This is a genomic window from Delftia sp. JD2 (genome assembly GCF_001682645.1).
Classification (GTDB): domain Bacteria; phylum Pseudomonadota; class Gammaproteobacteria; order Burkholderiales; family Burkholderiaceae_C; genus Comamonas; species Comamonas acidovorans.
This window is the reverse complement of record NZ_LFJT01000022.1, coordinates 24,430-50,789: the sequence shown is the minus strand read 5'-3', so window position 1 is coordinate 50,789 and position 26,360 is coordinate 24,430. Positions and strand designations below refer to the sequence as shown.

The 26,360-nt window shown below is 67.4% G+C and carries 27 protein-coding genes; 13 read left to right on the top strand and 14 right to left on the bottom strand.

The features are described from left to right. Window positions 1-8: 8 nt before the first annotated feature. Window positions 9-1,310, bottom strand: coding sequence for an MFS transporter (locus ACM14_RS14120; protein ID WP_052155318.1), 1,302 nt, complete (start codon window positions 1,308-1,310; stop codon window positions 9-11). Between the two features lie 375 nt (window positions 1,311-1,685). On the opposite strand from ACM14_RS14120, the gene ACM14_RS14115 reads away from it, so the two are divergent. After that, window positions 1,686-2,765, top strand: a complete 1,080-nt coding sequence (locus tag ACM14_RS14115; protein WP_065346488.1) for a porin — start codon at window positions 1,686-1,688, stop codon at window positions 2,763-2,765. On the opposite strand, the gene ACM14_RS14110 is transcribed toward ACM14_RS14115, so the two are convergent. Continuing rightward, a complete protein-coding gene (locus tag ACM14_RS14110; RefSeq protein WP_065346487.1) occupies window positions 2,756-3,514 on the bottom strand; it encodes a TetR/AcrR family transcriptional regulator in 759 nt (252 codons plus the stop codon). The two genes, ACM14_RS14115 and ACM14_RS14110, sit on opposite strands and share 10 nt — an antisense overlap. Before the next feature lie 116 nt (window positions 3,515-3,630). On the opposite strand from ACM14_RS14110, the gene ACM14_RS14105 reads away from it, so the two are divergent. The 4 genes from ACM14_RS14105 to ACM14_RS14090 are packed head-to-tail and all read left to right on the top strand — an operon-like array spanning window position 3,631 to window position 7,271. Then, complete coding sequence (locus tag ACM14_RS14105; RefSeq protein ID WP_065346486.1) at window positions 3,631-4,659, top strand: aromatic ring-hydroxylating dioxygenase subunit alpha; 1,029 nt, start codon at window positions 3,631-3,633, stop codon at window positions 4,657-4,659. Between the two features lie 10 nt (window positions 4,660-4,669). Continuing rightward, window positions 4,670-5,722 (top strand): xylose isomerase, encoded by a 1,053-nt coding sequence (locus ACM14_RS14100; protein ID WP_065346485.1) that lies wholly within the window; start codon window positions 4,670-4,672, stop codon window positions 5,720-5,722. Beyond that, a complete protein-coding gene (locus ACM14_RS14095) occupies window positions 5,719-6,954 on the top strand; it encodes an NAD(P)/FAD-dependent oxidoreductase (RefSeq protein ID WP_065346484.1) in 1,236 nt (411 codons plus the stop codon). The genes ACM14_RS14100 and ACM14_RS14095 overlap by 4 nt, the downstream gene beginning before the upstream one ends. Continuing rightward, window positions 6,951-7,271 (top strand): 2Fe-2S iron-sulfur cluster-binding protein, encoded by a 321-nt coding sequence (locus tag ACM14_RS14090; protein WP_034391415.1) that lies wholly within the window; start codon window positions 6,951-6,953, stop codon window positions 7,269-7,271. Before ACM14_RS14095 ends, ACM14_RS14090 begins: the two co-directional genes overlap by 4 nt. A gap of 60 nt (window positions 7,272-7,331) precedes the next feature. Here the strand turns inward: ACM14_RS14090 and ACM14_RS14085 are convergent, their stop codons facing one another. Next, window positions 7,332-8,270 carry a LysR substrate-binding domain-containing protein gene (locus ACM14_RS14085; protein ID WP_065346483.1) on the bottom strand — a complete coding sequence of 313 codons (939 nt, stop codon included), beginning with the start codon at window positions 8,268-8,270 and terminating at the stop codon, window positions 7,332-7,334. 137 nt (window positions 8,271-8,407) lie between these two features. Between ACM14_RS14085 and ACM14_RS14080 the strand changes: the two genes are divergently transcribed. The 4 genes from ACM14_RS14080 to hpaI are packed head-to-tail and all read left to right on the top strand — an operon-like array spanning window position 8,408 to window position 13,331. Beyond that, complete coding sequence (locus ACM14_RS14080; protein ID WP_016453812.1) at window positions 8,408-9,403, top strand: tripartite tricarboxylate transporter substrate binding protein; 996 nt, start codon at window positions 8,408-8,410, stop codon at window positions 9,401-9,403. Between the two features lie 33 nt (window positions 9,404-9,436). Beyond that, entirely contained in the window at window positions 9,437-10,966 is a 1,530-nt protein-coding gene (locus tag ACM14_RS14075; protein ID WP_034398286.1) for a UxaA family hydrolase, read from the top strand. A 34-nt stretch (window positions 10,967-11,000) separates the two neighbouring features. After that, window positions 11,001-12,494, top strand: a complete 1,494-nt coding sequence (locus ACM14_RS14070; protein WP_065346482.1) for an NAD-dependent succinate-semialdehyde dehydrogenase — start codon at window positions 11,001-11,003, stop codon at window positions 12,492-12,494. Between the two features lie 30 nt (window positions 12,495-12,524). Beyond that, complete coding sequence (hpaI, locus tag ACM14_RS14065; RefSeq protein ID WP_065346481.1) at window positions 12,525-13,331, top strand: 4-hydroxy-2-oxoheptanedioate aldolase; 807 nt, start codon at window positions 12,525-12,527, stop codon at window positions 13,329-13,331. A gap of 25 nt (window positions 13,332-13,356) precedes the next feature. On the opposite strand, the gene ACM14_RS14060 is transcribed toward hpaI, so the two are convergent. The 9 genes from ACM14_RS14060 to ACM14_RS14020 form a co-directional block, all read right to left on the bottom strand. Next, window positions 13,357-13,683 carry an EF-hand domain-containing protein gene (locus tag ACM14_RS14060; RefSeq protein WP_139093428.1) on the bottom strand — a complete coding sequence of 109 codons (327 nt, stop codon included), beginning with the start codon at window positions 13,681-13,683 and terminating at the stop codon, window positions 13,357-13,359. 43 nt (window positions 13,684-13,726) lie between these two features. Next, window positions 13,727-14,788 carry an HAF repeat-containing protein gene (locus tag ACM14_RS14055; protein WP_254662058.1) on the bottom strand — a complete coding sequence of 354 codons (1,062 nt, stop codon included), beginning with the start codon at window positions 14,786-14,788 and terminating at the stop codon, window positions 13,727-13,729. Between the two features lie 415 nt (window positions 14,789-15,203). Then, a complete protein-coding gene (locus ACM14_RS14050; RefSeq protein WP_065346478.1) occupies window positions 15,204-15,536 on the bottom strand; it encodes a DUF3325 family protein in 333 nt (110 codons plus the stop codon). Next, window positions 15,533-17,176 carry a PepSY domain-containing protein gene (locus tag ACM14_RS14045; protein WP_065346477.1) on the bottom strand — a complete coding sequence of 548 codons (1,644 nt, stop codon included), beginning with the start codon at window positions 17,174-17,176 and terminating at the stop codon, window positions 15,533-15,535. The genes ACM14_RS14050 and ACM14_RS14045 overlap by 4 nt, the downstream gene beginning before the upstream one ends. Beyond that, complete coding sequence (locus tag ACM14_RS14040; protein ID WP_016449744.1) at window positions 17,173-17,499, bottom strand: DUF3649 domain-containing protein; 327 nt, start codon at window positions 17,497-17,499, stop codon at window positions 17,173-17,175. The genes ACM14_RS14045 and ACM14_RS14040 overlap by 4 nt, the downstream gene beginning before the upstream one ends. A gap of 244 nt (window positions 17,500-17,743) precedes the next feature. Continuing rightward, window positions 17,744-18,655 (bottom strand): O-acetylserine/cysteine exporter, encoded by a 912-nt coding sequence (locus tag ACM14_RS14035; protein WP_012204260.1) that lies wholly within the window; start codon window positions 18,653-18,655, stop codon window positions 17,744-17,746. A 184-nt stretch (window positions 18,656-18,839) separates the two neighbouring features. Continuing rightward, window positions 18,840-19,268 (bottom strand): DUF1641 domain-containing protein, encoded by a 429-nt coding sequence (locus tag ACM14_RS14030; protein ID WP_012204259.1) that lies wholly within the window; start codon window positions 19,266-19,268, stop codon window positions 18,840-18,842. 51 nt (window positions 19,269-19,319) lie between these two features. Next, entirely contained in the window at window positions 19,320-20,510 is a 1,191-nt protein-coding gene (locus ACM14_RS14025; RefSeq protein WP_013803503.1) for an FAD/NAD(P)-binding oxidoreductase, read from the bottom strand. 78 nt (window positions 20,511-20,588) lie between these two features. Further along, window positions 20,589-21,188: a TetR/AcrR family transcriptional regulator gene (locus ACM14_RS14020; protein WP_012204257.1), complete on the bottom strand. Its 600-nt coding sequence runs from the start codon at window positions 21,186-21,188 to the stop codon at window positions 20,589-20,591. A gap of 217 nt (window positions 21,189-21,405) precedes the next feature. On the opposite strand from ACM14_RS14020, the gene ACM14_RS14015 reads away from it, so the two are divergent. Then, window positions 21,406-22,209 carry a PhzF family phenazine biosynthesis protein gene (locus ACM14_RS14015; protein ID WP_065346476.1) on the top strand — a complete coding sequence of 268 codons (804 nt, stop codon included), beginning with the start codon at window positions 21,406-21,408 and terminating at the stop codon, window positions 22,207-22,209. 39 nt (window positions 22,210-22,248) lie between these two features. On the opposite strand, the gene ACM14_RS14010 is transcribed toward ACM14_RS14015, so the two are convergent. Continuing rightward, on the bottom strand, window positions 22,249-22,584 hold the full coding sequence (locus ACM14_RS14010) for a hypothetical protein (protein ID WP_254662057.1): 336 nt from the start codon (window positions 22,582-22,584) through the stop codon (window positions 22,249-22,251). 204 nt (window positions 22,585-22,788) lie between these two features. Between ACM14_RS14010 and ACM14_RS14005 the strand changes: the two genes are divergently transcribed. Next, window positions 22,789-23,529 carry an SOS response-associated peptidase gene (locus ACM14_RS14005; protein WP_013803506.1) on the top strand — a complete coding sequence of 247 codons (741 nt, stop codon included), beginning with the start codon at window positions 22,789-22,791 and terminating at the stop codon, window positions 23,527-23,529. A 78-nt stretch (window positions 23,530-23,607) separates the two neighbouring features. Here the strand turns inward: ACM14_RS14005 and blaOXA are convergent, their stop codons facing one another. Further along, window positions 23,608-24,408 carry a class D beta-lactamase gene (gene blaOXA / locus ACM14_RS14000; RefSeq protein ID WP_254662056.1) on the bottom strand — a complete coding sequence of 267 codons (801 nt, stop codon included), beginning with the start codon at window positions 24,406-24,408 and terminating at the stop codon, window positions 23,608-23,610. A 229-nt stretch (window positions 24,409-24,637) separates the two neighbouring features. Between blaOXA and ACM14_RS13995 the strand changes: the two genes are divergently transcribed. Both ACM14_RS13995 and ACM14_RS13990 read left to right on the top strand, forming a co-directional pair. Next, complete coding sequence (locus ACM14_RS13995; protein ID WP_065346473.1) at window positions 24,638-25,978, top strand: ammonium transporter; 1,341 nt, start codon at window positions 24,638-24,640, stop codon at window positions 25,976-25,978. A gap of 70 nt (window positions 25,979-26,048) precedes the next feature. Then, complete coding sequence (locus ACM14_RS13990; protein ID WP_065346472.1) at window positions 26,049-26,357, top strand: hypothetical protein; 309 nt, start codon at window positions 26,049-26,051, stop codon at window positions 26,355-26,357. Window positions 26,358-26,360: the final 3 nt, after the last annotated feature.

Here is a 26,360-nt window from a genome sequence, read left to right as displayed (position 1 = left end):
GCCTGACCTCAGCGGTTGACCACGGCCTTGGGCAGGGCCAGCGTCAAGAGGCTGCCGGCCACCAGGCAGGCGGCGAACAGCAGCAGGCCTGCGCTCGACGAGTGCGTGAGATCCTTGAGCCAGCCCAGCAAATAGGTGGCCGCAAAGCCTCCCAGGTTGGCAATGGAGGCGATCAGCGCAATGCCTGCGGCCGCCGCCGGCCCCGTCAGGAACGTGGCGGGCAGGCACCAGAACACGGGAAAGGCTGCCATGATGCCCGCCGTCGCCAGAGAGAACAGCAGCACGGTGGCGAACACATGGCCGGTGTACAGCGTGCTCAGCGCCATGGCGGCCGCGCCCGCCAGTGCCGGCAGCACGATGTGCCAGCGCCGCTCGCGGCGCCGGTCGGAGCTGATGCCGTTGAGCAGCAGCGCAGCGATGGCAAAGGCATTGGGAACGGCCGTGAGCAGGCCGATCTCGGCCGTGCTCCTGACCCCGGCCTCGCGGATGATGGTGGGCAGCCAGAAGCTGATGGCATAGGTGGACATCATCAGGCTCAGGTCGATCAGGCCCAGCAGCCAGACCCGGCCGCTTGACAGCGCCGCCCACAGCGAATGGTGGGACTCGGCCAGCCTGTCGCTGTCGAGGTTGGCGCGCAGCACGCCCTTGTCGCGCGGCGACAGCCATTGGGCCGACTCGATGCTGTTGGGCAGGTAGACGAAGACCAGCAGGCCCAGCACCACCGAGGGAATCGCCTCCAGGAAGAATAGCCACTGCCAGCCCGCATGGCCACGCACGCCGGCAAAGGCCGTCATGATCCAGCCCGACAGCGGCGCCCCGACCAGGCTGGCCAGCGGCAGGCCGATCAGGAACAGCGCCATGATTTTGCTGCGCATGCGCGTGGGATACCAGTAGGTCAGGTACAGCATGACGCCGGGAAAGAACCCCGCCTCGGCCACACCCAGCAGAAAGCGCAGCACATAGAACTGCATGGGCGTGCTCACGAACATGGTCGCGCCCGAGATCAGGCCCCAGGTGATCATGATCCGCGCGATCCACAGCCGCGCGCCCATGCGCGCCAGCACCAGGTTGCTGGGCACCTCGAAGAGGATGTAGCCCACGAAGAAAAGGCCCGCACCCAGGCCGTAGACCGTCTCGCTGAAGCCCAGGTCCTGCTGCATCTGCAGCTTGGCCAGCCCCACGTTGATGCGGTCCAGATAGGCGGCCAGGTAGCACAGGCAGAAGAAGGGCACGAGCCGCCACGTCACGCGCCCGTACAGCTGCCGCCGCTCCTTCTCCTGCTCCCGCAAATGGACCCCCTGCCCCTGCATACCGCCAATGCCTGCATTGCTGTGAACTGACATTTCAGCTCCTTGCTGTGTTGACCATTGCCACCGTTCATGGCCCTGCGTCGCCGCGTTGGCGCACTGCAGCCGGATCCGGCGGAAACATCTGTCTGCAGTGGAAATTTCAAGTGCCTACGCTCAATGCTACGCACGATAGTCAAAAACAAATCAAGTAGTTTCCCGATAGCAATCATCGATCAATTCGCACAAAAATCCCTGTACGCAAAGGAAACAAGGGGCGTCAACTCACGCAATGCCTTGGTGCTCCTTTGTAGTGAACCCGACTCAATTCAAGTGCATACGCTTCAAAACCCCGAATCCGCGGAATGACATCCGTGATCAGAACCAAGGAGACACCCCATGCCCAGACTGCATTCAAGGACAGGACAAGCCATTGCCCTGGCCGCCCCGGCACTTGCCCTGCTCCATGCCATCGCACCGCTGCCGGCGGGCGCGCAGGTCACGCTGCAGGGTCAGATCGATGCCTTCGCGGGGTTCTCGCGCCCGCTGGGCGCGGACAAGGGCACGGGCGTGCTCACACCAGGCGGCATGCAGACGAATTTCTGGGCCTTGCGCGGAACGGAGGACCTGGGTTCTGGATTGAAGGCCGTGTTTGCACTGGAGGCCTTCTACCGCGCGGACAGCGGCGCCGAAGGGCGTTTTGCCAATGACGCCTTCTTTGCGCGCAGCGCCTATGTGGGCCTGAGCAGCGGCTGGGGCACGCTGCAACTGGGGCGCAACACCACCCCCTACTGGCTGGCCACCATCGCCTTCAACCCGTATGCAGGGTCCTTTTCGTTCTCACCCGCGGTGCTGCACAGCTTCGGGCCCAACGGCACGGCCGCCGCGCCGCTGCGGGGCGACTCGGGCTGGAGCGACAGCCTGCTCTACACCAGCCCGTCCTGGGGCGGATTCACGGCACGGCTGCAGTATTCGTTCGAGCCGCCGGCCGGCACGCCCGCATCCCAGCGCCGCGATGCGGACAAGTACGGCGCCAGCCTCAGCTATGCGGGCGGCGCATTCGCCGCCGCCCTCGCCTACCAGAGCGTGGCCTATCCCAATGCCGCCACCACCGCTACCGCCACCGGCTTTGACCGCCAGAGCGCCTGGCTGCTGGGCGGCTCCTACGATCTGGGCATGGTCAAGCTGTTCGCCCAGTACCAGCGGCTGGCCGACACCGTGGCCGGCGCGGACCGCCGCAGGAACAGCGGCCAGTTCGGCCTGTCCATTCCCGCAGGCCCGGGCGCCGTGCTGGCTTCATATGGCCATGCGCGCACCTCGGGCGCCGAAGAGGCCAGGCGCAACACCTGGGCCGTGGGCTATGACCACCCCCTGTCCAAGCGCACGGACATCTACCTCAACAGCCTGCACGACCGCATCACGGGCACGGGCGCCGGCAGCGGCCAGACCTGGGGCCTGGGCCTGCGCCACTATTTCTGAGTCCTGGGCTGGGGCTGGGCCGGTGGCTGCTGCACCACGCGCAACACCGTCTCCACCATGTGGTCGCCCCAGCGCTGCAGCTCGGCCTGCTGCAGCAGCTCCTTGTCGAAGAAGGCGCTCAGCGTGTAGCGGTTGGACAGGTAGAAGTAGCCCAGTCCCATGACCGTGATGTAGAGATCGTCGATGTGCACATCGGGACGGAACAGGCCCTGGGCCATTCCCGATTCCACGGCCTTGCGCAGCAGCGTGATGGCGTTGGGAAAGAAGTCGCGTATGCCCGAGGCCTTCTTCAGGTGCTTGCCCTTGAGCAGGTTTTCGGTGTTGAGCAGGAAGATCAGCTCCGGGTGCTCCTGGTAGTAGCGCCACATGAAGCGCACCACGGCCTCCAGCGCCGCGCGCGGATCGTCGAAGTCCACCAGCAGCTTCGCCTCGGCCTCCACCAGCTTGCGGTAGGCGTTCTCCAGCACGGCGGCGAACAGCTTGTCCTTGCTGCCGTAGTGGTAGTAGAGAAGGCTCTCGTAGCACTTGGCCTGCTTGCCGATGCGCTGCACGCTGGCGCCGTCGTAGCCACTTCTGGCGAACTCGATCTCGGCCGCCAGCAAGATGGCCTCCTTGGTCGTCTTGCCGGTCTTGGCAGTCCGCTTGCGCCCCGCAGACGCCTTGGCAGGGGCCGACTTCGCAGCGGCTTTCCTGGCGGGCGCAGCCTTGCGCTTCGGGGTGGCGGGAACTTCCTCGGGATCAGTGGTCATGGGCACGGCGTCAGGTGAAGGGGGCGTTGCGTCGGCCATTCTAGGGAAAAACGCCATATTGAAATTGAGTGTTCACTCAAACAAAATTGAGTGAACACTCAACAAGGAGAGGCCCCATGGAAACCTATGTACTCGATACCTGGTACCCGCTGACCTGGTCGCGCAACGTGGGCTGCCAGCTGTCGGCGCACCGCATCGTCGAACGCGACGTGGTGCTCTACCGCACCGAGGCCGGCGCCGTCGTGGCCATGGAGGACGCCTGCCCCCACCGCCTGCTGCCGCTGTCCATGGGCAAGCTCAAGGGCGATGCCATCGAATGCGGCTACCACGGCCTGACCTTCGACTGCAGCGGCCGCTGCACGCGCGTGCCGGGCCAGGACATGATCCCGGGCAACGCCGTGGTGACCTCCTATCCGGTCAAGGAGAACATGGGCCTGGTCTGGATCTGGATGGGCGATCCCTCGCGCGCCGACAGCGTGCCGGTGTTCGACCTGCCCCAGTACCACGACCCGGCGTGGAGCGCCGTCGAAGGCGATGCGCTGCGCATCCAGGCCAACTACCTGAACCTGGCCGACAACCTCTGCGACCCGGCCCATGTGAGCTTCGTGCACCTGAGCACGCTGGGCAACGCGGCCAGCGAGGACATCCCCGTGCACCACGAGGAGCTGGACGGCCGCATCGTCACCTGGCGCTGGATCATCGATGCGCCGGCCATTCCGCTGTTCGCCAAGTACGGCAATTTCAGCGGCAACGTGGACCGCTGGCATTACTACCACTACCACGCGCCCAGCATCGCCATCATCGACTTCGGCAGTGCCGCCACGGGCACGGGCGCACCCGAGGGCCGGCGCGACAACTGCATGCAGATCTATGCCTGCCACTTCATGACGCCCGTGGACCGGGACACCTCCATCGACCACTGGCTGCACGTCAAGAACTTCACGGCCGATGCCGACACCAATGCGGCCCTCTCCGCCGACTTCCGCGTCGCCTTCGCCGAGGACAAGGCCATCCTCGAAGCCATAGAGCGCAACGAAAAGCGCTTTGCCACGCGCAAGACCATCAAGATCGCCATCGATGCGGCCCCCCGGCGCATGCGCCGCATGGTGGACCGCATGATCGAGGGCGCGCCCACGGGCGGCTGAGGAGCGGGCCATGCACGACGACACCCACCCCACCCTCCCGCCCATCGGCTGCAACGGCCGTGGCGTGCAGCGCTCCTCGCGCCACCAGCCCATCGGCCTTCAGGAGCTGCCCATACGCGAGCAGTTCCGCCTGGTCAGTGAAACCGGCGCCTTCGACTGCTTCGACCGCCTGCCTCTGCGCACGCAAATGGCCGAGTACGAGGCCGCCATCGCCGAGTTCAACCTGCCCGTGCACACGGCCAGCTGGTTCTACCGCCTGGGCGAGGACGAGGCCCTGCTGGCCCACAACCTGCGCATCTGCCAGGCCATAGGCGCGCGCTGCCACAACATCATGACCTTCAAGCACCACCGCGACGGCCATGTGCTGGACGATGCCGAGATCACCGACCACTACCTGCGCGTCTACGACGACGCCATGTCTCTCGGCGTGGAGCCCAGCTTCGAGCTGCACGTCAACATGTGGACCGAGGATTTCCTGCGCGTACGCGAGGTGGCCCGGCGCGTGCAGGCGCATGGCGTGCCCTTCCACTTCACGCTGGACTACAGCCATGTGAACTTCAAGATCGGCAACCCGGCCGAGCAGGAACTGTCGGGCGTGCGCGAGCTGGTCGAGAGCGGCGAACTGGTGCTGGACCCCTTCGAGCCCGGCTCGCTGTGCGAACAATGGCTGGACATGGGCATCGTGCGCTGGGCCCAGCTGCGCGCAGCCGGTCCCAACCAGCCCCTGAACCTGTGGCACCGCAACGAGGACGGCAGCCCGGGCCGGGGCATCCAGTACCCCATGCTGCGGCCCGGCCCCGGCGAATGGCATTCGCCCTGGCACGCCTATCTGCTGGAGCCCTCCAAAGAGGCCATCCGCAAGGTGCTGGCCTACCACCACGCGCACCCGCACAGCCCGCTGCGCCACCTCACCACCGAATTCATCAACCTGCCCGACTACGGCCTGGGCGCACGCTATGACCTGCTGGCGCAGAACGTGGCGGCCGCACGCTTCATGCGGCAAGCCTGGGACGAGATCTGCGCCCGCCCCGCAGTCCAGGCCTCGTGCAAAGGTGCATCATGACCCCCGCACAACACCCCCAAGGCCACGCCGTCATCATCGGCGCCGGGCATGCCGGCGGCACCCTGGCCGCCCTGCTGCGCCAGTACGGCCACCCGGGTCCCATCACCCTGGTCGGCGGCGAAGACCTGCCGCCCTACCAGCGCCCGCCGCTGTCCAAGGCCTGGCTGCAGCAGGCCATGGGCCCGGACGATCTGCTGCTGCGGCCCGCCAGCGCCTATGCCGACCAGGCCATTGCCCTGCGCCTGGGCGTGCGCGCCATGGCCATAGAGCCGGGCTCGCGGCAGGTAGCGCTGAACGACGGGTCGGCACTGCACTACGACCACCTGGTCATTGCCACAGGCGCCGCACCGCGCTGGCTGGCCCTGCCCGGGGGTGAGCGGCCCGGCGTGACCTACCTGCGCACCATGGAAGACGCGCAGGCGCTGCGGGGCCACCTGCAGACCGCCCGCTGCCTGGCCATCATCGGCGGCGGCTATGTGGGTCTCGAAGTCGCGTCCACGGCCCGCAAGCTGGGGGTGCAGGTCCGGGTCATCGAGCGCGAAGGCAGGCTGCTGTCGCGCAGCGCCTCGTCGCAGATGGCCGCACATCTGCACGGCCTGCATGCAGGCCAGGGCGTGGAGGTGCATTTCAACGCCTCGGTCACCGCCATCCAGGGCGACAGCCCCACCGGCATCACGGGCCTGAGGATGGCCGATGGCTCCCGCCTCGAGTGCGATGCCGTGCTCATCGGCGTGGGCGCAGCGCCCAGCGTGGAGCTGGCGCAGTCCCTCGGCCTGGACTGCGCGGGCGGCATTGCCGTGGACGGCGAAGGCCGTACCGCCATGGCCGGCATCTACGCCATAGGCGATGCCACGCGCCGCCCGCTGGCCGGCTACCCCGGGCTGCACCGGCTCGAAAGCGTGCCCAGCGCGCTCGAACAGGCCCGGCGCGCAGCCTGCGCCATCACGGGCCGCGCACTGCCCGCCCATGAAGCGCCCTGGTTCTGGTCCGATCAGTACGACACCAAGCTGCAGATCGCCGGCCTGCCCGGCCAGGGTGATCAGACCGTGCTGCGCGGCGACCCGGCCAGCGGCAGGTTCGCCGTCCTGCACCTGCGCGGTGGCCAGCTGTGCGCCGCCGAATGCGTGAACTCACCGGGCGAATTCATGGCAGCGCGCAAGGCCATCGCCGCCACGCACTGCGCCGACCCCGGTTTCCCGCCCCTCCCCCCAAAAGCCCCACCCACGCCATGACCACCATCACCTTCATAGAACACAGCGGCCGCGAGCACGTGGTACAGGCCACGGACGGCCAGAGCCTCATGCGCGCCGCCGTCTCCAACGGCGTGCCGGGCATCGATGCCGAATGCGGCGGCGCCTGTGCCTGCGCCACCTGCCATGTCTACATACAACCGGAGTGGCTGGACCGCGTGGGCCCGGCCCAGGGCGGCGAAAGGGAGATGCTGGACTTCGCCCTCGACGTGCGCGGCGACTCGCGGCTGGCCTGCCAGATCACGGTATCGCCACAGCTGAATGGGCTGGTGGTGGGCATGCCGGTGGCGCAGAGCTGACGCGGCATCCGGCCGGCCCCAGGCTCACTTCCGCTTCCGCTTCCTCTTCCCAAGACGATTTCAGCGCGACGCCAGGCCGTTCCCCACCGCCCGCAAACACTCCACCAGCAACCGCGTCGTCGCCGTCATCGGCTGGCCGCGCAGGGTGATCAGGCCCACGGCCGGCAGGTCAATGGGCACGGGCAGGTCCAGCACGGCGACCAGCCCCTGCTGCGCGAAATGCTGCGCCACGCCGCGCGCCATGAAGGCCACGGCGCCGCGCTGGTGCAGGAAGCTGATCTGCGACAGGAATGAGGCGGACTCCACCAGATCGGCCGGCGGATGCAGGCCGTGGGCGAAGAACTGCTGCTCCAGCTTCACGCGCAGCGATGCCCAGGGCGGGGGCATGACGCAGGGCATGTCGGCCAGCGCCTGCCAGCTCGCAGGCTGCGCCAGCAACGCATGGCCGGGGCGCACGACGGCGACCATGGGCTCGTCGTACAGGGCTTCGGTTTCCAGGTCGGGCGAGGCATAGCCGGGTTCGAGCCGGCCCACGAACAGGTCCAGCTCGCCCATGCGCAGCTTGGGCAGCAGCCGCGTGAGATCGCCCTCCTCGACCAGCACCGTGGTCTGGGCCGATCGCGCCTTCAACTGCTCGACGGCCCGCGCCAGCAGCACGGGCGTGGCCACGACCATGGCACCCACGCTGGTGCGCCCGCGCGTGCCGCTGGCCTCGGCCGCCATTTCATCACGCGTGCGCTCGAAGCCCGCCAGCACCGAGCGCGCAAAGCGCACCATGCTGACCCCGGCCGCCGTGGGCTCGGTGCCGCGCGTGGAGCGCTCGAACAGCGTCATGTCCAGCATGCGCTCGATCTCGGCCAGGGTCTTGGAGACGGCGGGCTGGGTCACGGCCAGGAACTCGGCGGCACGGCCCAGGTGGCGGAACTGGTCCAGGGCCACCAGCAGCTGCAGGTGGCGCAGCTTGAGGTTGGAGCGCAGCACGCGGTCTATCTTGCTCATGGGATCTTCATAGCTTTGAGGTTATGAAGCCAGTCTATCTTTTCATTGGATTGTCATGATCAGGCGCTGAACAATCGCGCCAGTCAGCCCAAGGCCCGGATCACAGGGCTGCAAAAAGCCAATACAGGAGACAAGCGATGAACACCCCACGCACACGCCATGCAAGCCGGCGCGAATTCGTGCTCGCCACCCTCGGCGCCAGCGCCCTGGCCGCCACCGGACCTCTTTTCGCCCAGAACTGGCCCGAACGCCCCATCACCTTCATCTGCCCCTGGCCTGCGGGCGGCACGGCCGACCAGTCCATGCGCGCGCTGTGCACGGTGGCCGGCAAGCTGCTGGGCCAGCCGATCGCGGTGGAGAACCGCGCGGGCGCATCGGGAATGATCGGCGCCAAGGCGCTGGCCTCGGCCAGGGCGGACGGCTACACCATCGGCCAGATTCCCATCTCGGTCACGCGCTTTTCGCAACTGGGCAGCCTGCAGGCCGATCCGCGCAAGGACTACACCTACATCGCGCGCACCTCGGGCCAGACCTTCGGCATTGCCGTGCCCGCCCATTCGCCGTTCAAGACGCTCAAGGACTTCGTGGCCGCCGCCAAGGCGAGGCCCGGCCAGGTGACCTATGCCCATGCAGGCGTGGGCGGTGCCACGCATGTAGGCATGGAGGAGTTTGCGGGCGTGGCCGGCATACAGCTCAACCATGTGCCCTACAAGGGCGGTGCCGAGGCATTGCAGGGCGTGCTGGGCGGCCATGTGGATGCGCTGGCCGACTCCAGCTCCTGGGCTCCGCATGTGGAGGCCGGCAAGCTGCGCCTGCTGGCGACCTGGGGCGAGCAGCGCACGGCGCGCTTCAAGGACGTGCCCACGCTGCGCGAATGCGGCTACGACGTGGTGGTCGATGCGCCCAACGGCATTGGCGCGCCGCGTGGCCTGGACCCGGCCGTGGCGGCCAGGCTGCGCGAGGCCTTCCGCGCCGCCGTGGCCAGCCCCGAGTTCAAGTCCGTGGCCGAGAAGCTGGATGCACCGCTGCTGTACCTGGACGGCCCGGACTACGAGAAATACGTCAACACGGTCTATCAAAAAGAGACCGTTTTGATCGACAAGCTCAAGCTGCGCGAATTGATGAAGGGCTGACAGCCCGCGAACCCACACCGATGAAAGCCACGCATGTCCCGCACCGATAGCCCCCTGCTGCACCTGCATCCCAACGACAACGTGCTGGTCGCCAAGACCGCTCTGTCGCTGGGCCAGGAGATTCCCGAACTGGGCGTGCGCGCCCGCGCCCAGGTGCCTGCGGGCCACAAGATCGCCGCGCGCCGCATCGCAGAGGGCGAGCAGGTGAAGAAGTACGACACCGTGATCGGCGTGGCCATGCGCGAGCTGGAGGCTGGCGACTATGTGCACAGCCACAACCTGCGCATCGTGGACTACTACCGCGACCCGGCCTTCGGCGCCGACGTGCGGCCCGTGGACTATGTACCCGAGGCGCAGCGCGCCAGCTTCCAGGGCTTTGTGCGCGCCGGCGGCGGCGTGGGCACGCGCAATTTCATCGGCATCCTGTCGTCGGTGAACTGCTCGGCCACGGTGATCAAGCGCATTGCCGCGCATTTCACGGCCGAGCGCATGGCGGCATTCCCCAACGTGGACGGCGTGGTGGCCTTCGCCCAGACCAGCGGCTGCGGCATGTCCTCGCCCAGCGAGCATTTCGACGTGCTGCGCCGCACGCTGGCCGGCTATGCGCGCCACCCCAACCTGGCCGGCGTGCTCATCGTGGGCCTGGGCTGCGAGCGCAACCAGGTCGATGCCCTGGTGGAGTCGCAGGGCCTGAGCGAAGGCCGGCTCATGCGCACCCTGGTGATGCAGGAGGTCGGCGGCACGCGCGTGACCATAGAGGCAGGCATCCGCGCCATCGAAGAGATGCTGCCCGAAGCCGATGCCGCGCGGCGCAGCACGGTCAGTGCCAGCCACCTGAAGATCGGGCTGGAGTGCGGCGGCTCGGACGGGTTTTCGGGCATCACGGCCAACCCGGCCCTGGGCGCGGCCATGGACATCCTGGTGCGCCACGGCGGCACGGCCATCCTGTCGGAAACGCCCGAGATCCATGGCGTGGAATTCATGCTCACGCGCCGCGCCATCACGCCGGCCGTGGGGCAGAAGCTGCTGGACCGCCTGGCCTGGTGGGAGCGCTACGCGGCCGGCCAGAACGCGCAGTTCAACGGCGTGGTCGGCCACGGCAACCAGGCCGGCGGCCTGGCCAACATCTTCGAGAAATCGCTGGGCTCGGCCATGAAGGGCGGCACCACGCCGCTGCGCGCCGTCTACGAATACGCCGAGCCCATCACCGAGCCGGGCTTCGTCTTCATGGATTCGCCGGGCTACGACCCCGTAGCCTCCACGGGCCAGATTGCCAGCGGCGCGCACCTGATCTGCTTCACCACGGGGCGCGGCTCCATGTTCGGCAGCAAGCCTGCACCCACTATCAAGCTGGCCAGCAACACGCCCATGTACCGGCGCCTGGAGGAAGACATGGACATCAACTGCGGCCTGATCGTGGACGGCGAATGCGGCGTACCCGAGATGGGGCAGCGCATCTTCGCGCAGATCCTGCGCCACGCCAGCGGCGAGCCCACCAAGAGCGAGGCCCTGGGCCTGGGCGACCATGAGTTCGTGCCCTGGCACCTGGGCATCGTGAGCTGAGCCGCCCCTTACAACACCTGCATCCAACGATTCCATGCCACTGACCCTGACCCTGACCCGCCCCGAGCTGCTGCGCAGCGCCAACTTCATCGCCGGCCAATGGGCGACCGCGACGGCCACGCCCGCCGCACCTGCCCCACGCCTGGCCGTGACCGACCCCGCCACGGGCGCACTGATCACCGAGGTGCCCGACTCCGGCGCCGCCGAGGCCCGCGCCGCGCTGGACGCCGCGCATGCCGCCTTTCCCGCCTGGCGCAAGACGCCCGCCAAACAGCGCGCCGCCATCATCAAGCGCTGGAACGACCTGGTGCTGGCCCACCAGGACGACCTGGGCCGCCTCATCAGCCGCGAGCAGGGCAAGCCCCTGGCCGAGGGCAAGGGCGAGGTCGCCTATGCGGCCAGCTACATCGAATGGTTCGCCGAAGAGGCCACGCGCATGAACGGCGAGATCATTCCCGCGCCCGTGCCGGGCCGGCGCATGTTTGCGCTGCGCGAGCCCGTGGGCGTGGTGGCCGCCATCACGCCCTGGAACTTTCCTGCCGCCATGATCGCCCGCAAGATCGCGCCCGCGCTGGCCGCCGGCTGCACCGTGGTCTGCAAGCCCGCCGAAGACACGCCGCTGACCTCGCTGGCCCTGGTGCTGCTGGCCCAGGAGGCAGGCGTGCCGACCGGCGTACTCAACATCGTCACGGCCTCGCGCGAGAAGACGCCCGAGGTGGTGGATGTCTGGCTGGACGACGCGCGCGTGCGCAAGATCACCTTCACGGGCTCCACGCCCGTGGGCAAGCACCTGGCGCGGCGCAGCGCCGACACGCTCAAGAAGCTCTCGCTGGAGCTGGGCGGCAATGCGCCCTTCATCGTCTTCGAGGACGCCGACATCGATGCCGCCGTCGACGGCTTCATGGCCGCCAAGTTCCGCAATGGCGGCCAGACCTGCGTGTGCCCCAACCGCGTCTTCGTGCACCGCAGCGTGCACGACGTGTTTGCACAGAAGCTGGCCGCGCGCGTGGCCGCGCTGCACGTGGGCCCGGCCAGCGACCCGGCCTCGCAGATCGGCCCCATGATCAATGCGCGCGCCGTGGAAAAGATCGAGCGCCATGTGCAGGACGCCGTGGCGCGCGGCGCCAGGGTGCTCACGGGCGGCAGGCGCCTGGATGCCCTGGGCGCCAACTACTACGCGCCCACCGTGCTCACGGGCGCCGATGCCTCCATGGCCTGCGCCTGCGAGGAAACCTTCGGCCCCGTGGCGCCGCTCACCGTCTTCGACAGCGAGGACGAGGTCATCGCCGCAGCCAACGACACGCCCTTCGGCCTGGCCGCCTACTTCTACAGCAACGACGCACGCCGCATCTGGCGCATGGCCGATGCGTTGGAGACCGGCATCGTCGGCATCAACGAAGGCGCACTGGCCGCCGAGGCAGCGCCCTTCGGCGGCGTCAAGGAGTCGGGCTACGGCCGCGAGGGCTCCACCCACGGCCTGGACGACTACCTGCACACCAAGTACGTCTGCCAGGGCCTGCTGGACTGAATCTTTCCCTCAACGAAATCACCGGACACCATGCCAGCCCACAACCCCTTCAAGACCGCCCTGGCCGCAGGCCAGCCCCGCATCGGCCTGTGGCTGTCCATGGCCGACCCCTACCTGGCCGAGGCTGCCGCCACCTGCGGCTACGACTGGCTGCTGATCGACGGCGAGCACGCCCCCAACGACGTGCGCAGCACCCTGGCCGCGCTGCAGGCCGTGGCCCCGCACCCGGCACAGGCCGTGGTGCGCGTGGTCGAAGGCAGCACGGCCCTGATCAAGCAGATGCTGGACATCGGCGCCCAAACGCTGCTCGTGCCCATGGTGGACACGGCCGAACAGGCGCGCGCCGTGGTGTCCGCCACGCGCTACCCGCCGCTGGGCGTGCGCGGCGTGGGCAGCGCCGTGGGCCGCGCATCGCAGTGGAGCGCACGCGCCGACTACCTGCAGGTGGCCGACGAAGAGGTCTGCCTGCTGGTGCAGGCCGAGACCGTGGCCGCCCTGCACAACCTTGAAGCCATTTGCGCGGTGGACGGCGTGCACGGCGTCTTCATCGGCCCCGCCGACCTGGCCGCCTCCATGGGCCACCGCGGCAACCCCGGCCACCCCGAGGTGCAGGCCGCCATCGAGGGCGCCATGAAGACCATCATCGCCAGCGGCAAGGCGGCCGGCACCCTGACCTCGGACCCCGCCCTGGCCCGCCGCTACCTGGATCTGGGCTGCAGCTTCGTGGCCGTGGGCGTGGATGTGCTGCTGTTTGCGAATGCGGCGCGCAGGCTGCGGGGGCAGTTCGATGATTCGCCAGTGGCCGAGCCTGTGCAGCGCCTCGGGGCTGCGTATTGAGAACATGGGGCGGCACAGGCGCGGGTCACTCGCCTGTCATGATTTTCATGAATCCATCGTGATCCACGGGGCCTGAGCCATCCGAGTCAATCTCCGCAATCAGCTCGTCAAGCTCCTCCTCCGTGAGTTGGTCCCCTAAAACTTTCCTCAAGTCTGTAATAGGAGTGAAGGCAACGCCATTTTTGTCATAAAGACGGTACGCTTCCCGAAGATCTTTGGCGTCACCAGGAACGGGCAACACCATCATTGCACAAGCAAAAGGCAGAAATACCGTATATCTGACCTGTGCAACAATGCTTATTTCCCGCATCAAGGCAGCCCAGCCACCAATTGCTCCATTGGATTTATTCATGAAACACTCCATTCATTGAAAATATGAAAAGAGGCATATTCATTCAAGGCGCACACAGGTTCTGCACAAACGCATGCGTATCCTGCCCCGAGCCCGTCTCGCTGCCGCCCGTCAGATAGCAGCCATCCTGGCTGAGCGCAATGGCGCCGCTGTTCTTGCCACCCGGCAGCGTACCCAGGTCCACCGATCCTCCGGCCAGGGTCCACTTGAACGCATGGCGCGTACCGTCGCCCATCTCGCTGCTGCCCACCACATTGCCGTTGTCGCCTATGTCAGACACCGAGGCATGCATGCCACCGGTTGGCGCGGGGATGTCGGTGCGCACATTGGTCGTGGTGTCCCAGTGGAAGGGAACGGGATCGCCGTTGGTGTTGCTGTACTTGCCGATGACCCGGCCATTGGCGTTCAGCGTCTTGGCACTGCTGCGCTGCGCGCCAGTGGACAACACCAGCGGCGCCGAAGCCGGATTGCTCCACAGCACGGCATGACCGCCCTGTGCACCAAAATCACAATGGCCCAGGATGCGCGAGTTCACCACCTGGGAAGCGCGGCAGTGCAGCGCATCGGCAGGCAGCGGCAGCGCGGCGGAGGCGTAGGTTCCCAGCAGCCCCGGGGACCACAGCACGGGCTGGGGCCGGCCGCTGGAGCCGGGACAGTTGCCGACGATATTGGGCATCGTCGGATTCACGGAATGGTCGTCCACATCGGCGGGCACGCAGTTCGTGGCAACCAGGCCCAGCAGGCCGGCCGGCAGCGTGCGTGCCGTGGTTTCGTTGTTGCGCCACATCACCGGCAAGGCCGTGTTGTCGGCATTGAGGCTGACACCCGCGACCGCGCCACTCTGGCTGAGCGCGGTCACCTTGGTGCGCACACCGCCCGCCAACGCCTGCAAAGCCTGTACCGTGGTGGGGGCCGTGGCATTCCAGACCACGCCCGTTGGCAGCGAATTGCTGTTCATGCACCACCCGACCAGACGGCCCACATTGGTGATGGCGCCTGCCACGCAATTGCGACCATCGACCAGATGTGCCAGATCCACCGCGCTGCCGGGCGCCAGGGCAACAAAGCCCGAGGCAGATCCATTGGCCTCTGCACAGGCGCCCACCACATATCCGGAATTATTGACATCCAGGCCTGCGCACTGCGGACCCGAGGCAGTCCCTATATCCTGCATGGGTCCTGCCTGAGCCATACTGGAGGCAAGCATCAAGCCGCCAGTCAAAACCAGAGGGAAATAAAATGCCGGAACAGTCATACGCATTCTCCTGCCAAAGAACCACAGTTTGACAACACGAATCGAACTTGTTTCTGACTGATGGATTGAAATCAGATGCTGACTATTGATATTCAATCACGCAGCGATCTCTGCGCACAAATATGTGATTGTTATTGATAAATCACAATTAATAGGAGGTCCGCACCATTTGCATGCTCAGCAATGGGGCGGGGCCCGCAAGGGGCCCCGCCGTGTGATTCACTCAAAGGAAAACAGGGAAAAGCGAAGGGAAAGACCTGCCCGCTCAGCCCAGCAGCAGCCAAGTCCCCAATCCTGCGGCAGCAGCCACAATCGCCACACGCCGCGCGAACTGCGGCGCATAGGTCAGCAGCAGGCCCAGGGCCAGGGCCGCAAAGGTCAGCAGGCCCAGCCAGGCGGCCACGGCCACCGAGGCATTCCAGCGCAGCAGGCAGGGCGCCAGCGATAGGGCCAGCAGCGCGTAGCCGGCCAGCCGCCAGGCCTTCAGGCGCGCGGGCGCCAGGCCTTCGGTGCCCAGCTGGTCCTGGTGCCGGTCCATGGAAGCGGCGATGACGGCAAAGCCTGCAAAGGCCAGAAAAAAGGCGGCAAGAATCATCATGACGCGCGCTCCAGCGTGGGGGCATGGCTGGCGGCACGGGCTTGCGTGCGGGGCACTGCAGCCGCTGCCGGCTTGCCGCGCAGCAGCCACCAGGCCACCACGCCGTGGATGGCGGCCAGGCCCAGCATCAGCAGCTCGAAGCTGGCGATGCTCCACTGCCCGTTGGCCAGGGTCTGCACCAGCGATGCGCCGCCCGTCAGCAGGTTGAGCAGGGGCAGCAGCGCATACAGCACGGCGGCCAGCGCCATCTGCTGCAGCCAGGCATTGCGGTGCGAGACCAGCAGCGGATGCAGCAGGCACAGCAGCCAGATGATGAAGAAGCCGTTGATCTCCCAATCACTGCGTGCCTGCATGGGCACGGGCAGCAGGCGGTTGAGCCAGAAGAAGCCGGCCACGGCCACCGACAGGCCCGCGATGGAGCCCACGTTGAGCACCTCCACCAGACGGTGGCCGAAGGGCGTGCGGCCCAACTTGCGGCGCTCGGGCATGCGCTTGACCACCCACAGCACCATGCCCGACGCGGCCATGAAGGTGCCGACCACGCCGCTGAGCAGCAGCAGCCAGCGCGTGGCGGGCTCTGCAAAGCGGCCCAGGTGCACGCCGGTGATCACGTTGCTGGTGGCGCGCACCCAGGAGATGGCGGGCGCCTCGGGGCTGGCCTGCAACTGGCCGGTCACGCCGTCGAAGCGCAGGGTCTCGGACTGGCCCCGGTTGATGAGGCTCATGCCACCGCCTTCGCGCAGCTCGACCACCGCGCGCGAGGTGCCGGGCGCGTTGACGGTAATGCTGCCCACGCCGTGCTCGGGCCAGCGGCGCGCGCCCTCGGCCATCATGGGCGCGATATCGGCCAGCGCGGCGGCCTGGCGCTCTTGTTTGCCACCGCGCGCGCCCGGGCCCTGGTTGGCCGCCTGACCGCGCGCACCCCGCACATCGGCGAAGTAGGCATTGGTGTCGCCGTTGTAGGCCGCCTGTATGCCCCAGGGCATGAGCATGAACATCAGCAGCACCAGGCCGCTGAAGGTGATGACGATGTGAAACGGCAATGCCAGCACGGCCGTGGCGTTGTGCGCGTCCAGCCAGGAGCGCTGGCCCTTGCGCGGGCGGAAGGTGAAGAAGTCCGTGAAGATCTTCTTGTGCGTGATCACGCCCGTGATGATGGCCACGAACATCAGCATGGTGGCGAAGCCCACGATCCAGCGGCCCCAGATGCGCGGCATGGCGTGCAGCTCGAAGTGGAAGCGGTAGAAGAAGTTGCCGGCGCGTGTCTCGCGCGGCTCCAGCTTCTCGCCCGTGGCGGCGTCGATCTCGGCGCGCTTGGTGCCTGCGCGGCCCGTGGCGGCGCCGGGCTCTCGCCAGGATGCGGCCACCGCCACCTGGCGCGGGCCGGGCAGGCTCAGCGTCCAGGTCGTGGCCTCCGGCGCGATGCGCTGCATGGCCTCCAGTGCGCGCTGCGCGGTGTCGGCGTCCTGCACCGAGCCGTGCAGCTCCGGCCGCATCCAGTCGTTGATCTCGTCGCGGAAATAGCTCAGGGTGCCCGTGAAGAACACCGCGTAGAGCAGCCAGCCCAGCAGCAGGCCGCTCCAGGTGTGCAGCCAGGACATGGACTGGCGCAGTCCCTCGGGTTTGCCGTCTGCCCTCATGCTGCGGCTCCGTTCGACAGCACCCAGGCCAGAAGTCCCAGACCCGCGCCCGGCAGGCCGATCACGGCCCAGGCGCGCCAGGCGCTGGCGCAGCCGAAGGCCCACATGGCCGCCACGGCGTAGATGATGAAGGCCAGCAGCGTCGAGCCCAGCGCCGCATCGGCCCGTTCCACGCCCAGCCAGACCATGGCGCGCGCGCCCGTGGCGGCGCAGGCGGCCGACAGCAGATAGCCGCCGCCGATCGCCGCCAAGGCGCGCGAGGCCACGGCCACGCGGTAGCGCAGCAAGGATGGAGAGGACCCTCCCGGGGTCGAGGCTTGCATGGGGATGACCTTTCTTGCGGATCGTTGCCCGTCATGGACGCCGCGGCCGCAGCGCAGGCCCGGACGGACAAAGGCGCCACAACAGTTCAAGGTCTGTGCGGCGCCGGGCGTTGGCCGCGCGCCTGAAGCACGCCGCCTTTCAAAGAGCGGGAATGATAATGATTTTTATTACCCGAGTCATTTAAAGAAATGCAAAGCCGGCCTCCTGCCACCGGCCCCGACCATCTCCCTGGCGCCTGTTCCCCTATCGCGCCCGCCCCGCCAGCCAGCGCCCGCCGAACTGGTTGATCACCATGCCCGCCAGCACGGCCAGCGTGCCCATCCACTGCATCAGGGTGGGCCGCTCGCCCAGCAGCAGCATGGCCGAGACCAGGCCCACCACGGGCACCATCAGAGACAGCGGCGCCACCGTGCCGGCCGCATAGCGCTGCAGCAGGCGCGTCCACAGGCCATAGCCCAGCAGCGTGGCCAGCAGCGCCAGGTACAGGATGGAGGCCACGGCGGTCAGGTCGATCCCCGCCAGTTGCTGCACGACCGTATCCGCGCCATCGGTCCAGACGGCCAGGGCCATCAGCGGCGCAATGGGAAAGATGCTGCTCCAGACGATGAAGGGGAAAGGCTCGTAGGGGCCGCTGCGCGCCGCATAGCGCGTGATCATGTTGGACACGGCCCACATGCAGGCCGCGCCCACGGTCAGCAAAAAGCCGGCCAGCGTCATGGCGTTGTCGCCTTCGCCATGGGCGCTGCCAATGGCAACCAGCCCGCCCAGCGACACCACCAGGCCCAGCCAATGCCACAGGCGCGCGGGCTCGCCCAGCAGGAAGGCGGCCAGCAGCAGCGTGACGAAGGCCTGCGTCTGCAGCACCACCGAGGCCATGCCGGCCGGCATGCCCAGCTTCAGGCCCAGGAACAGCATGCCGAACTGGCCCACGCCCTGCACCAGCCCATAGGCGGCCAGATAGCGCCAGCCCACCGACTTGGGCGGGCGCACGAACAGCAAAAAGGGCAGCGACGCCACCACAAAGCGCAGCGCGCTCAGCAGCATGGGCGACAGCGTCAGCAGACCGAACTTCATGGCCACGAAGTTGGTGCCCCAGATCAGGATGACCAGCAGCGCACGCGCCCAGTCGCCACGGCTCAGGTGCTGCGCGGTCATGCCCTGCCCTCGGTGCAGCGGGGCCTGCAATGGTCAGGGACAGCGGCCGGCAGCACCGGCAAGGAACAGGAAGAAGGCATGGCGGGCAATGGGCAAAAAGAAAAGGGGCGGATCACATCCGCCCCCGGCGTTTGTACCACCGCAGCCCGTGCGCTGCCGGGCGGACGTGGCTCGGCCCTGCGTTTCAGTCCGCCGCGTAGTCGATGGGATCGTGGGCATGCTGGCGCCCCAGCGCGCCGGCCATGGCCAGCATGAAGGCCAGGCCGCGCCGCACATCGGGCTCGCGTGCCATGCGCATCAGGCCGATCAGGGTGGGCGTTTCCTCCATGGCCTGCACCTGGGCCGCCGCCATGCGCGCGGCATTGCCCGCGGCCCAGGCCCCGCCCACGCCATCCTCGAAGGCCTTGGCGACCTTCTCGACCATGTAGTCGTCTGCCATGTCCACCAGGTCCGCCGTGGCCGACAGCAGATCGACCACGCGGTTCAGGCGCCGGCCCGCCAGCAGCGGCTCCAGCTTGCCCATCAGTTCGGCCAGCCCCTGCAGCGCGGCGTCGTCCTGCAGCAGGCCGCCGGCGGCGGGCTGCGCCACGGGAATGTCGGAAGCGATGTTCATCTCGGTGCTCCTTGTCTTCGTGCTTGGAATGACAATGCAAAGGCCCTGGCCTCAGACCAGGGCGCGGGCCACGGCCCAGTACATGCCGCGGTTGAAGCCCTTGCGCATCATCGAGCCGACCTTGGTCGGCGGCGTGGGCTTGACGTCGACCTGGTAGTCGTACCAAAGCGGCATGCCGCCGTCCAGGCCCATCTGGGCGATGGCCACCACGCGCCCGTCGTAGGCATCGCTGGTGCGGCCGAAGCGGATCTGCGAGGCGATGTTGTTCACCACCACGGGCGACTGGTTGTGACAGGCGCCGCCGGCCTTGCTCACCGGCAGGTCCACCGTATCGCCCAGCACATAGACATGGCTCTGGCCCAGCACCTGCATGGTCTCGTGGTCGGTGGGCAGCCAGCCTTCGCCATCCTGCGCCTGCGACAGGCCGCAGTCGCGCACGGCCTGCACGGCGCGTATGGGCGGCGTGGCCATGAGGATGTCGAAGTCCTCGGCCTGGCCCTCTTCCGAGTGGGCCACCTTGGCCTCGGGGTCCACGCGCGCCAGCGTGAAGCCGCGCTGGTGGCGAATGCCGCGCTGCTCGAACACCGTGGGAAGAATCTCGCAGGTGTCCTTCTGCAGGAACAGGCAGTTGCGCAGCAGCTGCGAGACCGTGGGATAGGTGTAGACGATCTCCACCTTGTCGCGCACGCCGCGCCGGCGCAGCAGGTCGTCCAGCATCAGCGTGGTCTCTATGGGCGCGATGCCGCACTGGTGCGGCACATTGGGCGTCTTGGGAAAGGTGACGGTGACGAAGATGCGGCCCTTTTCTATGCGCGCCAGCTTGTCGGCCAGCTGCCGCGCGGGCGCGTGCTGGTAGAAGTGGTCGCCGGCCTCGGCCAGGCCTTCGATGCGCTCGGGCGAGGGCACGCAGCCCGTGGAGATCACCAGATGGTCGTAGCCGAAGCGCTTGCCGCTCTTGCAGTGCACGGCCTGCAGCGCGAAGTCGAAACGCTCCACCTCTTCCACCTGGAAGTCGATCTCGGGCCGCAGCAGGCCGCGCTGCCTGCGCCGCAGCTCGTCGCGGAAGAAGGCATTGAAGGCCACGTACATGAAGGCCGGCTTGTAGTAGTGCCAGGGCGAGTTCGACAGCATGGTGATGCGCACCTTGCCTGTGACCACCTCCGGATACAGCTTGCTGACCAGGTGGTTGGCGGTCATGGTGCCGCCAATGCCCCCTCCGATGATCAAGATGTGATGCGCCATCCCTGCTACTCCTTGTGCTTTCGCCTCAGTGGAACAACCGCTGGCGCCGCACGGCGCCAGCGCCGGAAAATGCGCCGCTCAGTCAGGCTTGAGCGATCGCCACACCCCGTCCCAGAGCGCGTCGAACAGGGGCTCTATGGGCGTGTCGATGATGCCGTCCAGCCGCAGGCAGATCATGCGGATCGCGCTGCCGTACATCAGGCTGGCCGCCACCATGGGCTCCATCTGGCGGATCTCGCCATCGGTCATGCCGGCGAACACGAAGCCGCGCATGCGCACGAAGGCCGAGGCCGAGCAGATGGCCTGCTCGTCGGGCAGAAACTCGCGGTGGCGCGCATTGACCACGAAGCCCATGGCCTCGGGCTCGGCCTCGGCCAGCCCGAACAGCATGCGCAGCACCTCGCGGCAGCGCTGGGCGCTGCCCGCGTGCCGCTCCTCGATATCGTCGAGCAGCACATTCATGCGCGCCAGCAAATGCCGGTACAGCTCGCGCGCAATGCCTTCCTTGTCGGCAAAGTGGTTGTAGAAGAAACCGATGGACACGCCGGCCTCGGCGCACAGGTCCTGTATCGAGGTATTGAAGAAGCCCCGCTCCACGAACAGCCTGAGCGCCACGCGCAGCGTCTGCACATGGCGCGATCCCGCGTGCGGAAAGAAGGTCCAGGCCTCGTCTTGCATGAGAACCGATAGTAGAACGAATCTTCATTCTATTTTCACAAGCACTTGCAAACTACACCAGGGTTTTCCAGAAAAGACGGTACCCAGTGCATCAGCCGCAATGCCTGGCCCATTCCCGGCCATTGCCCTGCGGGACCGTAGAATCCGCGCGCAGCCATTGGAGACCGAGACAACAATGACGGGCTGCACACGAATCCGACCCAAAGGCCTTTTGCAAATGCAACTCCCCATCCACGTCATCGACGCATTCACATCGGAACGATTCAAGGGCAATCAGGCCGCCGTCATTCCCCTGGATGCATGGCTTGCCGATTCCACGCTGCAGGCCATTGCCGCAGAGAACAATCTCTCGGAAACCTCGTTCCTGGTCTGGAGTGCCGAGCGCGACGCCTTCGAGATCCGCTGGTTCTCCCCGCTCACGGAGATCGCGTTCTGCGGCCATGCCACGCTGGCAAGCGCCTTCGTGCTGTTCGAGGCCGACCCCGCGCTGCGCAGCATCACGTTCTGGGCCGCTGCCGTGGGCAAGGTCACCGCCACGCAGGAGGATGGCGGACGCATCGTCATGACCTTCCCGCGCCGCGATGCCAAGCCGCTGGATGAGGTGCCGGCCGCGCTGCGCGAGGGCCTGACGCCTGCGCCCACGGCCTATCTTGTGAACCAGCAGGCCTACGTGGCGGTCTACGCCGCCGAGGCCGATGTGCTGGCCGTCAAGCCGGATCTGGAACGCCTGAAGTCGCTGGGGCCGCTGGATGTGGTGGTGACGGCGCCTGCGGATGCGGGCGCCTCGTATGACTTCGTCAGCCGCTACTTCTGGCCCGCCAATGGCGGCGAGGAAGATCCCGTCACCGGCTCCATCCATGCGGCGCTTGCGCCTTACTGGGCGGGCAGGCTGGGCAAGAACCGTCTGATCGGCCACCAGGCCTCTCGCCGCATGGGCACGCTGTTTTGCGAAGTGACGGATGCCAGCGTCGAGGTGGCTGGCCACTGCGCGCGTTACCTGACCGGGACGATCACCGTCTGACACCCAGCCCGTCCCGATGGAGCCGACGCGGAAGGCGCATCAGCGCCGCAGGCAGCGGCCGGCGCCATCGATCAAGCGGGCCATTTCCCTGTCCACGCCCAGGTCGGCGCAATAGGCGCCCGCCCCGCGCAGTGACAGATCCAGAGTGGCAGGCTTGCTCCTGGAAACCTCGGCCCTCAACCGAAAGCCCGCCACGTTGGGCGCGCCGTAGTCGGCCGTCTCCAGCACGCCCTCCCGGGTGTCGCGGATGGAATGGCCGTTGCCAAGGTGGTAGGCCCCCTCTTCGTCGCCCATGGTTTCGTCAAGGCAGGCGAAGGCCTGTTCGACCGAAGCGCCTTGGGGCAGGACCAGCGACGCGGTTGTGCCTGGGCCCAAGGCATCGCACATGCCTGCAGAGATTGCGCAGCCGCTCAACAGGCCTGCAAGGCCCAGTACCCATATCCGCATTCACGCTTCCTTTCCAGAGGCCATGGAATCCGCGGCAGTGTATCGACCCGGCCGCGGCGCCGGGCTCGCAATGCGCAGGGAATAGTCTCTCGCCTTGCCGATACCCCCGAGACACGCAGGTACCATCCGCGCATGAGTACCCACTACGAATCCCTGTCGCAAGCCGACGCCTACCGCGACGCCTTCGACGTGGAAGCGCCCGCGGCCAGCGAGCGCAACATGACGCCGCGCAAGTCCGGCTTTTTCATCCGCAGCGTCGCCGTGGCTGCAGAGGCAGCCGCTGAACAGGCAGAACCTGCAGCTCCCGACACACCGCCTGCAGCACCCACCACTCCCGCACGCGAGCTGGTTGCCGCCCAATGGGGCCTTGTGCCGCACTGGGTGAAGTCGGCTTCGGACGGCCGGCTGCGCGCGCTCAAGCTGGTGAATGCGCGTTCGGAGACCGTCTCCACGGCCCAGGCCTTCCGCGATGCCTGGCTCAATGGCCAGCGCTGCATCGTGCCCATGGCCGCCTTTTTCGAGGATGACTACCGCAACGGCAAGGCCCTGCCCACGCGCATCTCGCGCATCGACGGCAAGCCCATGGGCGTGGCCGGCGTGTGGGCGCAGTGGACGGGCCCCGACGGCGAGGTGCTGCTGAGCTACGCCCTGCTCACGGTCAACGCCAACAGCCATGCGCTGCTGCACCGCTACCAGCAGCCCGGCGCGGAAAAGCGCATGCCGGCGATTCTCAACGAAGGCGCCTACGACGCCTGGCTCAACGCGCGCGTGGAAAAGGCGCGCGAGTTCATGCGCCAGTACCCGTCCAACTGGCTCACCGCCAATCCGGTGGAGCGCAAGGCCGACAAGCGGCCTCCAGGGCTGATGGGCTGATGGGCTGATGGGCTGATGGGCTGATGGGCTGATGGGCTGATGGGCTGACGGGCTGACGCATAGCCCTTGTCCCGCGCGCTACGGCGCCTTGGGCAACGCGTTGATGGAGCGCAGGATGTCGCGCGTGATGCCCTGGCGCTTGGGCAGGTCGGCCAGCCGGTGGGGCGTGTCCATGTTCATGGCGAAGAACACGGGGCCGGCCGGCCATTCCACCCAGCCCACCCACCAGCCGATACGGCCCGTCCAGCCGGTTTTGGCGCGCAGTATCCAGTCCGGGCCCGCCTCGTTGATCATCACGTCCTTCACCAGCCGCTGGTGCTCCGCCGGCAATGGCAGCCGATTGCGGTACAGCCGCTGCAGGAAGGCCACCTGCTCCAGCGCCGAAATGGCCAGGTCGCCTTCCACCCAGAAAGGCGCCTCGCCCGTGGCCAGCGCATTGCCGTAGTCGATCTTGCGCATGTAGGCAGCCTCACGCGCGCTGCCAAGCTCCCTGGCAAAGCCTTCGTACACCCACAGGGTGGAGTTGCGCATGGCCGAGCGCAGGTCCTGATCGGCATTCCAGGCCGGCAACTGGCGCTTCACGCCGTCCCAGGGAATGCGCTGGAATTCATCGCGCAGCAGCCCGGCGTCCAGCGCGAACAGGCTGTGCGGGATCTTGAAGGTGGAAGCGGGCGAGTAGCGCCGCGCCGCGCGGTCACGGTTGTGGATGTAGACGGCTTCGGCCTGGCCTCTGGCATCGACCACGACGATGCTGCCATCGACCTTGGCATCGGCAAAGAAGCGGGCCCACTCGGGCTTGTCCTGCAGTTCGGCAGCCGCCAGCGCCGCCTGTGACAGACAGGCGAGCAGCGCGGCGCACATCAGATTTCTTCGATTCATGCAGGCAGTTTAAGAGCTGTACCACCGCACGGCGATGGTGCACCGCCTGCCCGGCTGCCCTGTTTTGACTCGCGGTTTTCCCGTTTTGGTGTTCCGGCCGCATCGCGCGGGCCCCAAGGGCCCCGTGTGCGCTGGCACGACTTGTGCAAGGCCGCTGCAGGCCGGCCAATGCAGCCATGGCGGTAACGGCAGACGGCCCCATGACCACAACAAACAAGGGAGTCATTGCATGCACAGGTGCGCACGGGCATTGAGAACATTGGTGGCGGGAGGATGGGTCGCGGTCCTGGGTGCGGCGCAGACGGCGCAGGCGGCCGAGCAGGCGATCACGCGGCCGTCGCTGGTGGCGGTGGAATCCATCAGCGCCGTGGACACGGTCTGGCTGATGACGGCCACGGTGCTGGTGCTGCTGATGACGCTGCCCGGCATTGCGCTGTTCTATGCGGGCATGGTCCGCCGCAAGAACGTGCTCAACACCATGGCCAGCGTGGTGGCGATTGCCTGCCTGGTGAGCATTCTGTGGTTTGCACTCGGCTACTCGCTGGCCTTCACGCCCGGCAATGCGTGGATAGGTGGTGATTCGCGCGCCTGGTTCGCGGGGCTGGATTTCAACGCCGCCAAGGGCCTGGTGGCCGTGAGCCACCTGGCACCGCATGTGCCCGAAGCGGCCTATGCCATGTTCCAGCTGGCCTTTGCCGTGATCACCGCCGCCTTGCTGGTGGGCGCCTGGGTGGAGCGCATGCGCTTCGGTGCCATGCTGATCTTCGTGGGCCTGTGGAGCCTGCTGGTGTATGCGCCGGTGGCGCACTGGGTGTGGGAGCCCGGGGGCTGGCTGGCGCGCATGGGCGCGCTGGACTTTGCCGGAGGCACCGTGGTGCATGTGAACGCGGGCGTGGCCGGCCTGGTCTGCGCCTGGTTCCTGCGGCCGCGCCGCGGCTACGGGCACGAGCCCTTCGAGCCCTACAACCTGGCCCTGACCATGATGGGCGCGGCCCTGCTGTGGATGGGCTGGTTCGGCTTCAACGCCGGCTCATCGCTGGCCGGGGACAGCCGGGCGGCGCTGGCGCTGGCCGTCACCCACATTGCCGCCAGCGCGGGCGCCCTGGCCTGGTCGCTGGCCGAATATGTGGTGCGCGGCAAGGCCACGCTGCTGGGGCTGTGCTCGGGGCTGGTCGGCGGCCTGGTGGCGATCACGCCGGCAGCGGGCTTCGTGACGCCGCTGTCGGCGCTGTGCATCGGCCTGATCGCCGGTGTCGCCTGCTACTGGGGCGCCACGGGCCTCAAGCGGCTGCTGGGCGCGGACGATTCGCTGGATGTGTTTGGCGTGCATGGCGTGGGCGGCATCGTGGGATCGCTGCTGACCGGCGTGTTTGCCAGCCCGCAGATCGGCGGCGTGCAGGGCAGCGTGCTCACCCAGGCCGTGAGCGTGCTGGCCGTGGCCTTGTTCACGCTGGTGGCCACGGCCGTGCTGCTGTGGTTGCTGGACATGCTGATCGGCCTGCGCGTGGATGAGGAAAGCGAGCTGCAGGGCCTGGACCTGGCGCTGCACCGTGAACGCCTGAGTGAATGAACGGCCGGGCCGCAAAGCGGCCCAGCACCCGATCGCCCGATGATCGTCAAACCGAAGGAGTGCCCACTACATGCCCGAAAGCGAACTCCTGGCCATTGCCGCGCACCTGCATGTGCTGCTGCGCAGAAGCTGCGGCCGCGTGACCGATACCGAATGGCTGGCGGCCAATGCCGAATACGCCGCCGAAATCATCCGCTTCGCCCGGGAGCAGGAAGGAGCGCGCAGCACGCCCGAACTGGTGGACTGGACCCACCGCTTCGAAGCCGCCTGGAACGCCGCGCTGGCCGGGCCCACCGAGCGCTCGCCGCTCATGCAGCGCGCCGGCGAGCTGATGCGCCAGCGCGCGGAAAACCGCAAGTACGTGGGCACGCTGCGCTAGCGT

Bases quoted from the DNA above. Each gene is read 5' to 3' on its own strand.
- ACM14_RS14090 (WP_034391415.1), top strand. From the start codon at position 6,951: ATGACCACCATCACCTTCATAGAACACAGCGGCCGCGAGCACGTGGTA.
- ACM14_RS14015 (WP_065346476.1), top strand. From the start codon at position 21,406: ATGCAACTCCCCATCCACGTCATCGACGCATTCACATCGGAACGATTC.
- ACM14_RS14005 (WP_013803506.1), top strand. From the start codon at position 22,789: ATGAGTACCCACTACGAATCCCTGTCGCAAGCCGACGCCTACCGCGAC.
- blaOXA (WP_254662056.1), bottom strand. From the start codon at position 24,408: ATGAATCGAAGAAATCTGATGTGCGCCGCGCTGCTCGCCTGTCTGTCA.
- ACM14_RS13990 (WP_065346472.1), top strand. From the start codon at position 26,049: ATGCCCGAAAGCGAACTCCTGGCCATTGCCGCGCACCTGCATGTGCTG.
- ACM14_RS14035 (WP_012204260.1), bottom strand. From the start codon at position 18,655: ATGACCGCGCAGCACCTGAGCCGTGGCGACTGGGCGCGTGCGCTGCTG.
- ACM14_RS14120 (WP_052155318.1), bottom strand. From the start codon at position 1,310: ATGCAGGGGCAGGGGGTCCATTTGCGGGAGCAGGAGAAGGAGCGGCGG.
- ACM14_RS14040 (WP_016449744.1), bottom strand. From the start codon at position 17,499: ATGCAAGCCTCGACCCCGGGAGGGTCCTCTCCATCCTTGCTGCGCTAC.
- ACM14_RS14085 (WP_065346483.1), bottom strand. From the start codon at position 8,270: ATGAGCAAGATAGACCGCGTGCTGCGCTCCAACCTCAAGCTGCGCCAC.
- ACM14_RS14025 (WP_013803503.1), bottom strand. From the start codon at position 20,510: ATGGCGCATCACATCTTGATCATCGGAGGGGGCATTGGCGGCACCATG.
- ACM14_RS13995 (WP_065346473.1), top strand. From the start codon at position 24,638: ATGCACAGGTGCGCACGGGCATTGAGAACATTGGTGGCGGGAGGATGG.
- ACM14_RS14110 (WP_065346487.1), bottom strand. From the start codon at position 3,514: ATGACCACTGATCCCGAGGAAGTTCCCGCCACCCCGAAGCGCAAGGCT.
- ACM14_RS14045 (WP_065346477.1), bottom strand. From the start codon at position 17,176: ATGAGGGCAGACGGCAAACCCGAGGGACTGCGCCAGTCCATGTCCTGG.
- ACM14_RS14105 (WP_065346486.1), top strand. From the start codon at position 3,631: ATGGAAACCTATGTACTCGATACCTGGTACCCGCTGACCTGGTCGCGC.
- hpaI (WP_065346481.1), top strand. From the start codon at position 12,525: ATGCCAGCCCACAACCCCTTCAAGACCGCCCTGGCCGCAGGCCAGCCC.
- ACM14_RS14100 (WP_065346485.1), top strand. From the start codon at position 4,670: ATGCACGACGACACCCACCCCACCCTCCCGCCCATCGGCTGCAACGGC.
- ACM14_RS14080 (WP_016453812.1), top strand. From the start codon at position 8,408: ATGAACACCCCACGCACACGCCATGCAAGCCGGCGCGAATTCGTGCTC.
- ACM14_RS14095 (WP_065346484.1), top strand. From the start codon at position 5,719: ATGACCCCCGCACAACACCCCCAAGGCCACGCCGTCATCATCGGCGCC.
- ACM14_RS14075 (WP_034398286.1), top strand. From the start codon at position 9,437: ATGTCCCGCACCGATAGCCCCCTGCTGCACCTGCATCCCAACGACAAC.
- ACM14_RS14020 (WP_012204257.1), bottom strand. From the start codon at position 21,188: ATGCAAGACGAGGCCTGGACCTTCTTTCCGCACGCGGGATCGCGCCAT.
- ACM14_RS14050 (WP_065346478.1), bottom strand. From the start codon at position 15,536: ATGATGATTCTTGCCGCCTTTTTTCTGGCCTTTGCAGGCTTTGCCGTC.
- ACM14_RS14070 (WP_065346482.1), top strand. From the start codon at position 11,001: ATGCCACTGACCCTGACCCTGACCCGCCCCGAGCTGCTGCGCAGCGCC.
- ACM14_RS14030 (WP_012204259.1), bottom strand. From the start codon at position 19,268: ATGAACATCGCTTCCGACATTCCCGTGGCGCAGCCCGCCGCCGGCGGC.
- ACM14_RS14115 (WP_065346488.1), top strand. From the start codon at position 1,686: ATGCCCAGACTGCATTCAAGGACAGGACAAGCCATTGCCCTGGCCGCC.
- ACM14_RS14060 (WP_139093428.1), bottom strand. From the start codon at position 13,683: ATGAATAAATCCAATGGAGCAATTGGTGGCTGGGCTGCCTTGATGCGG.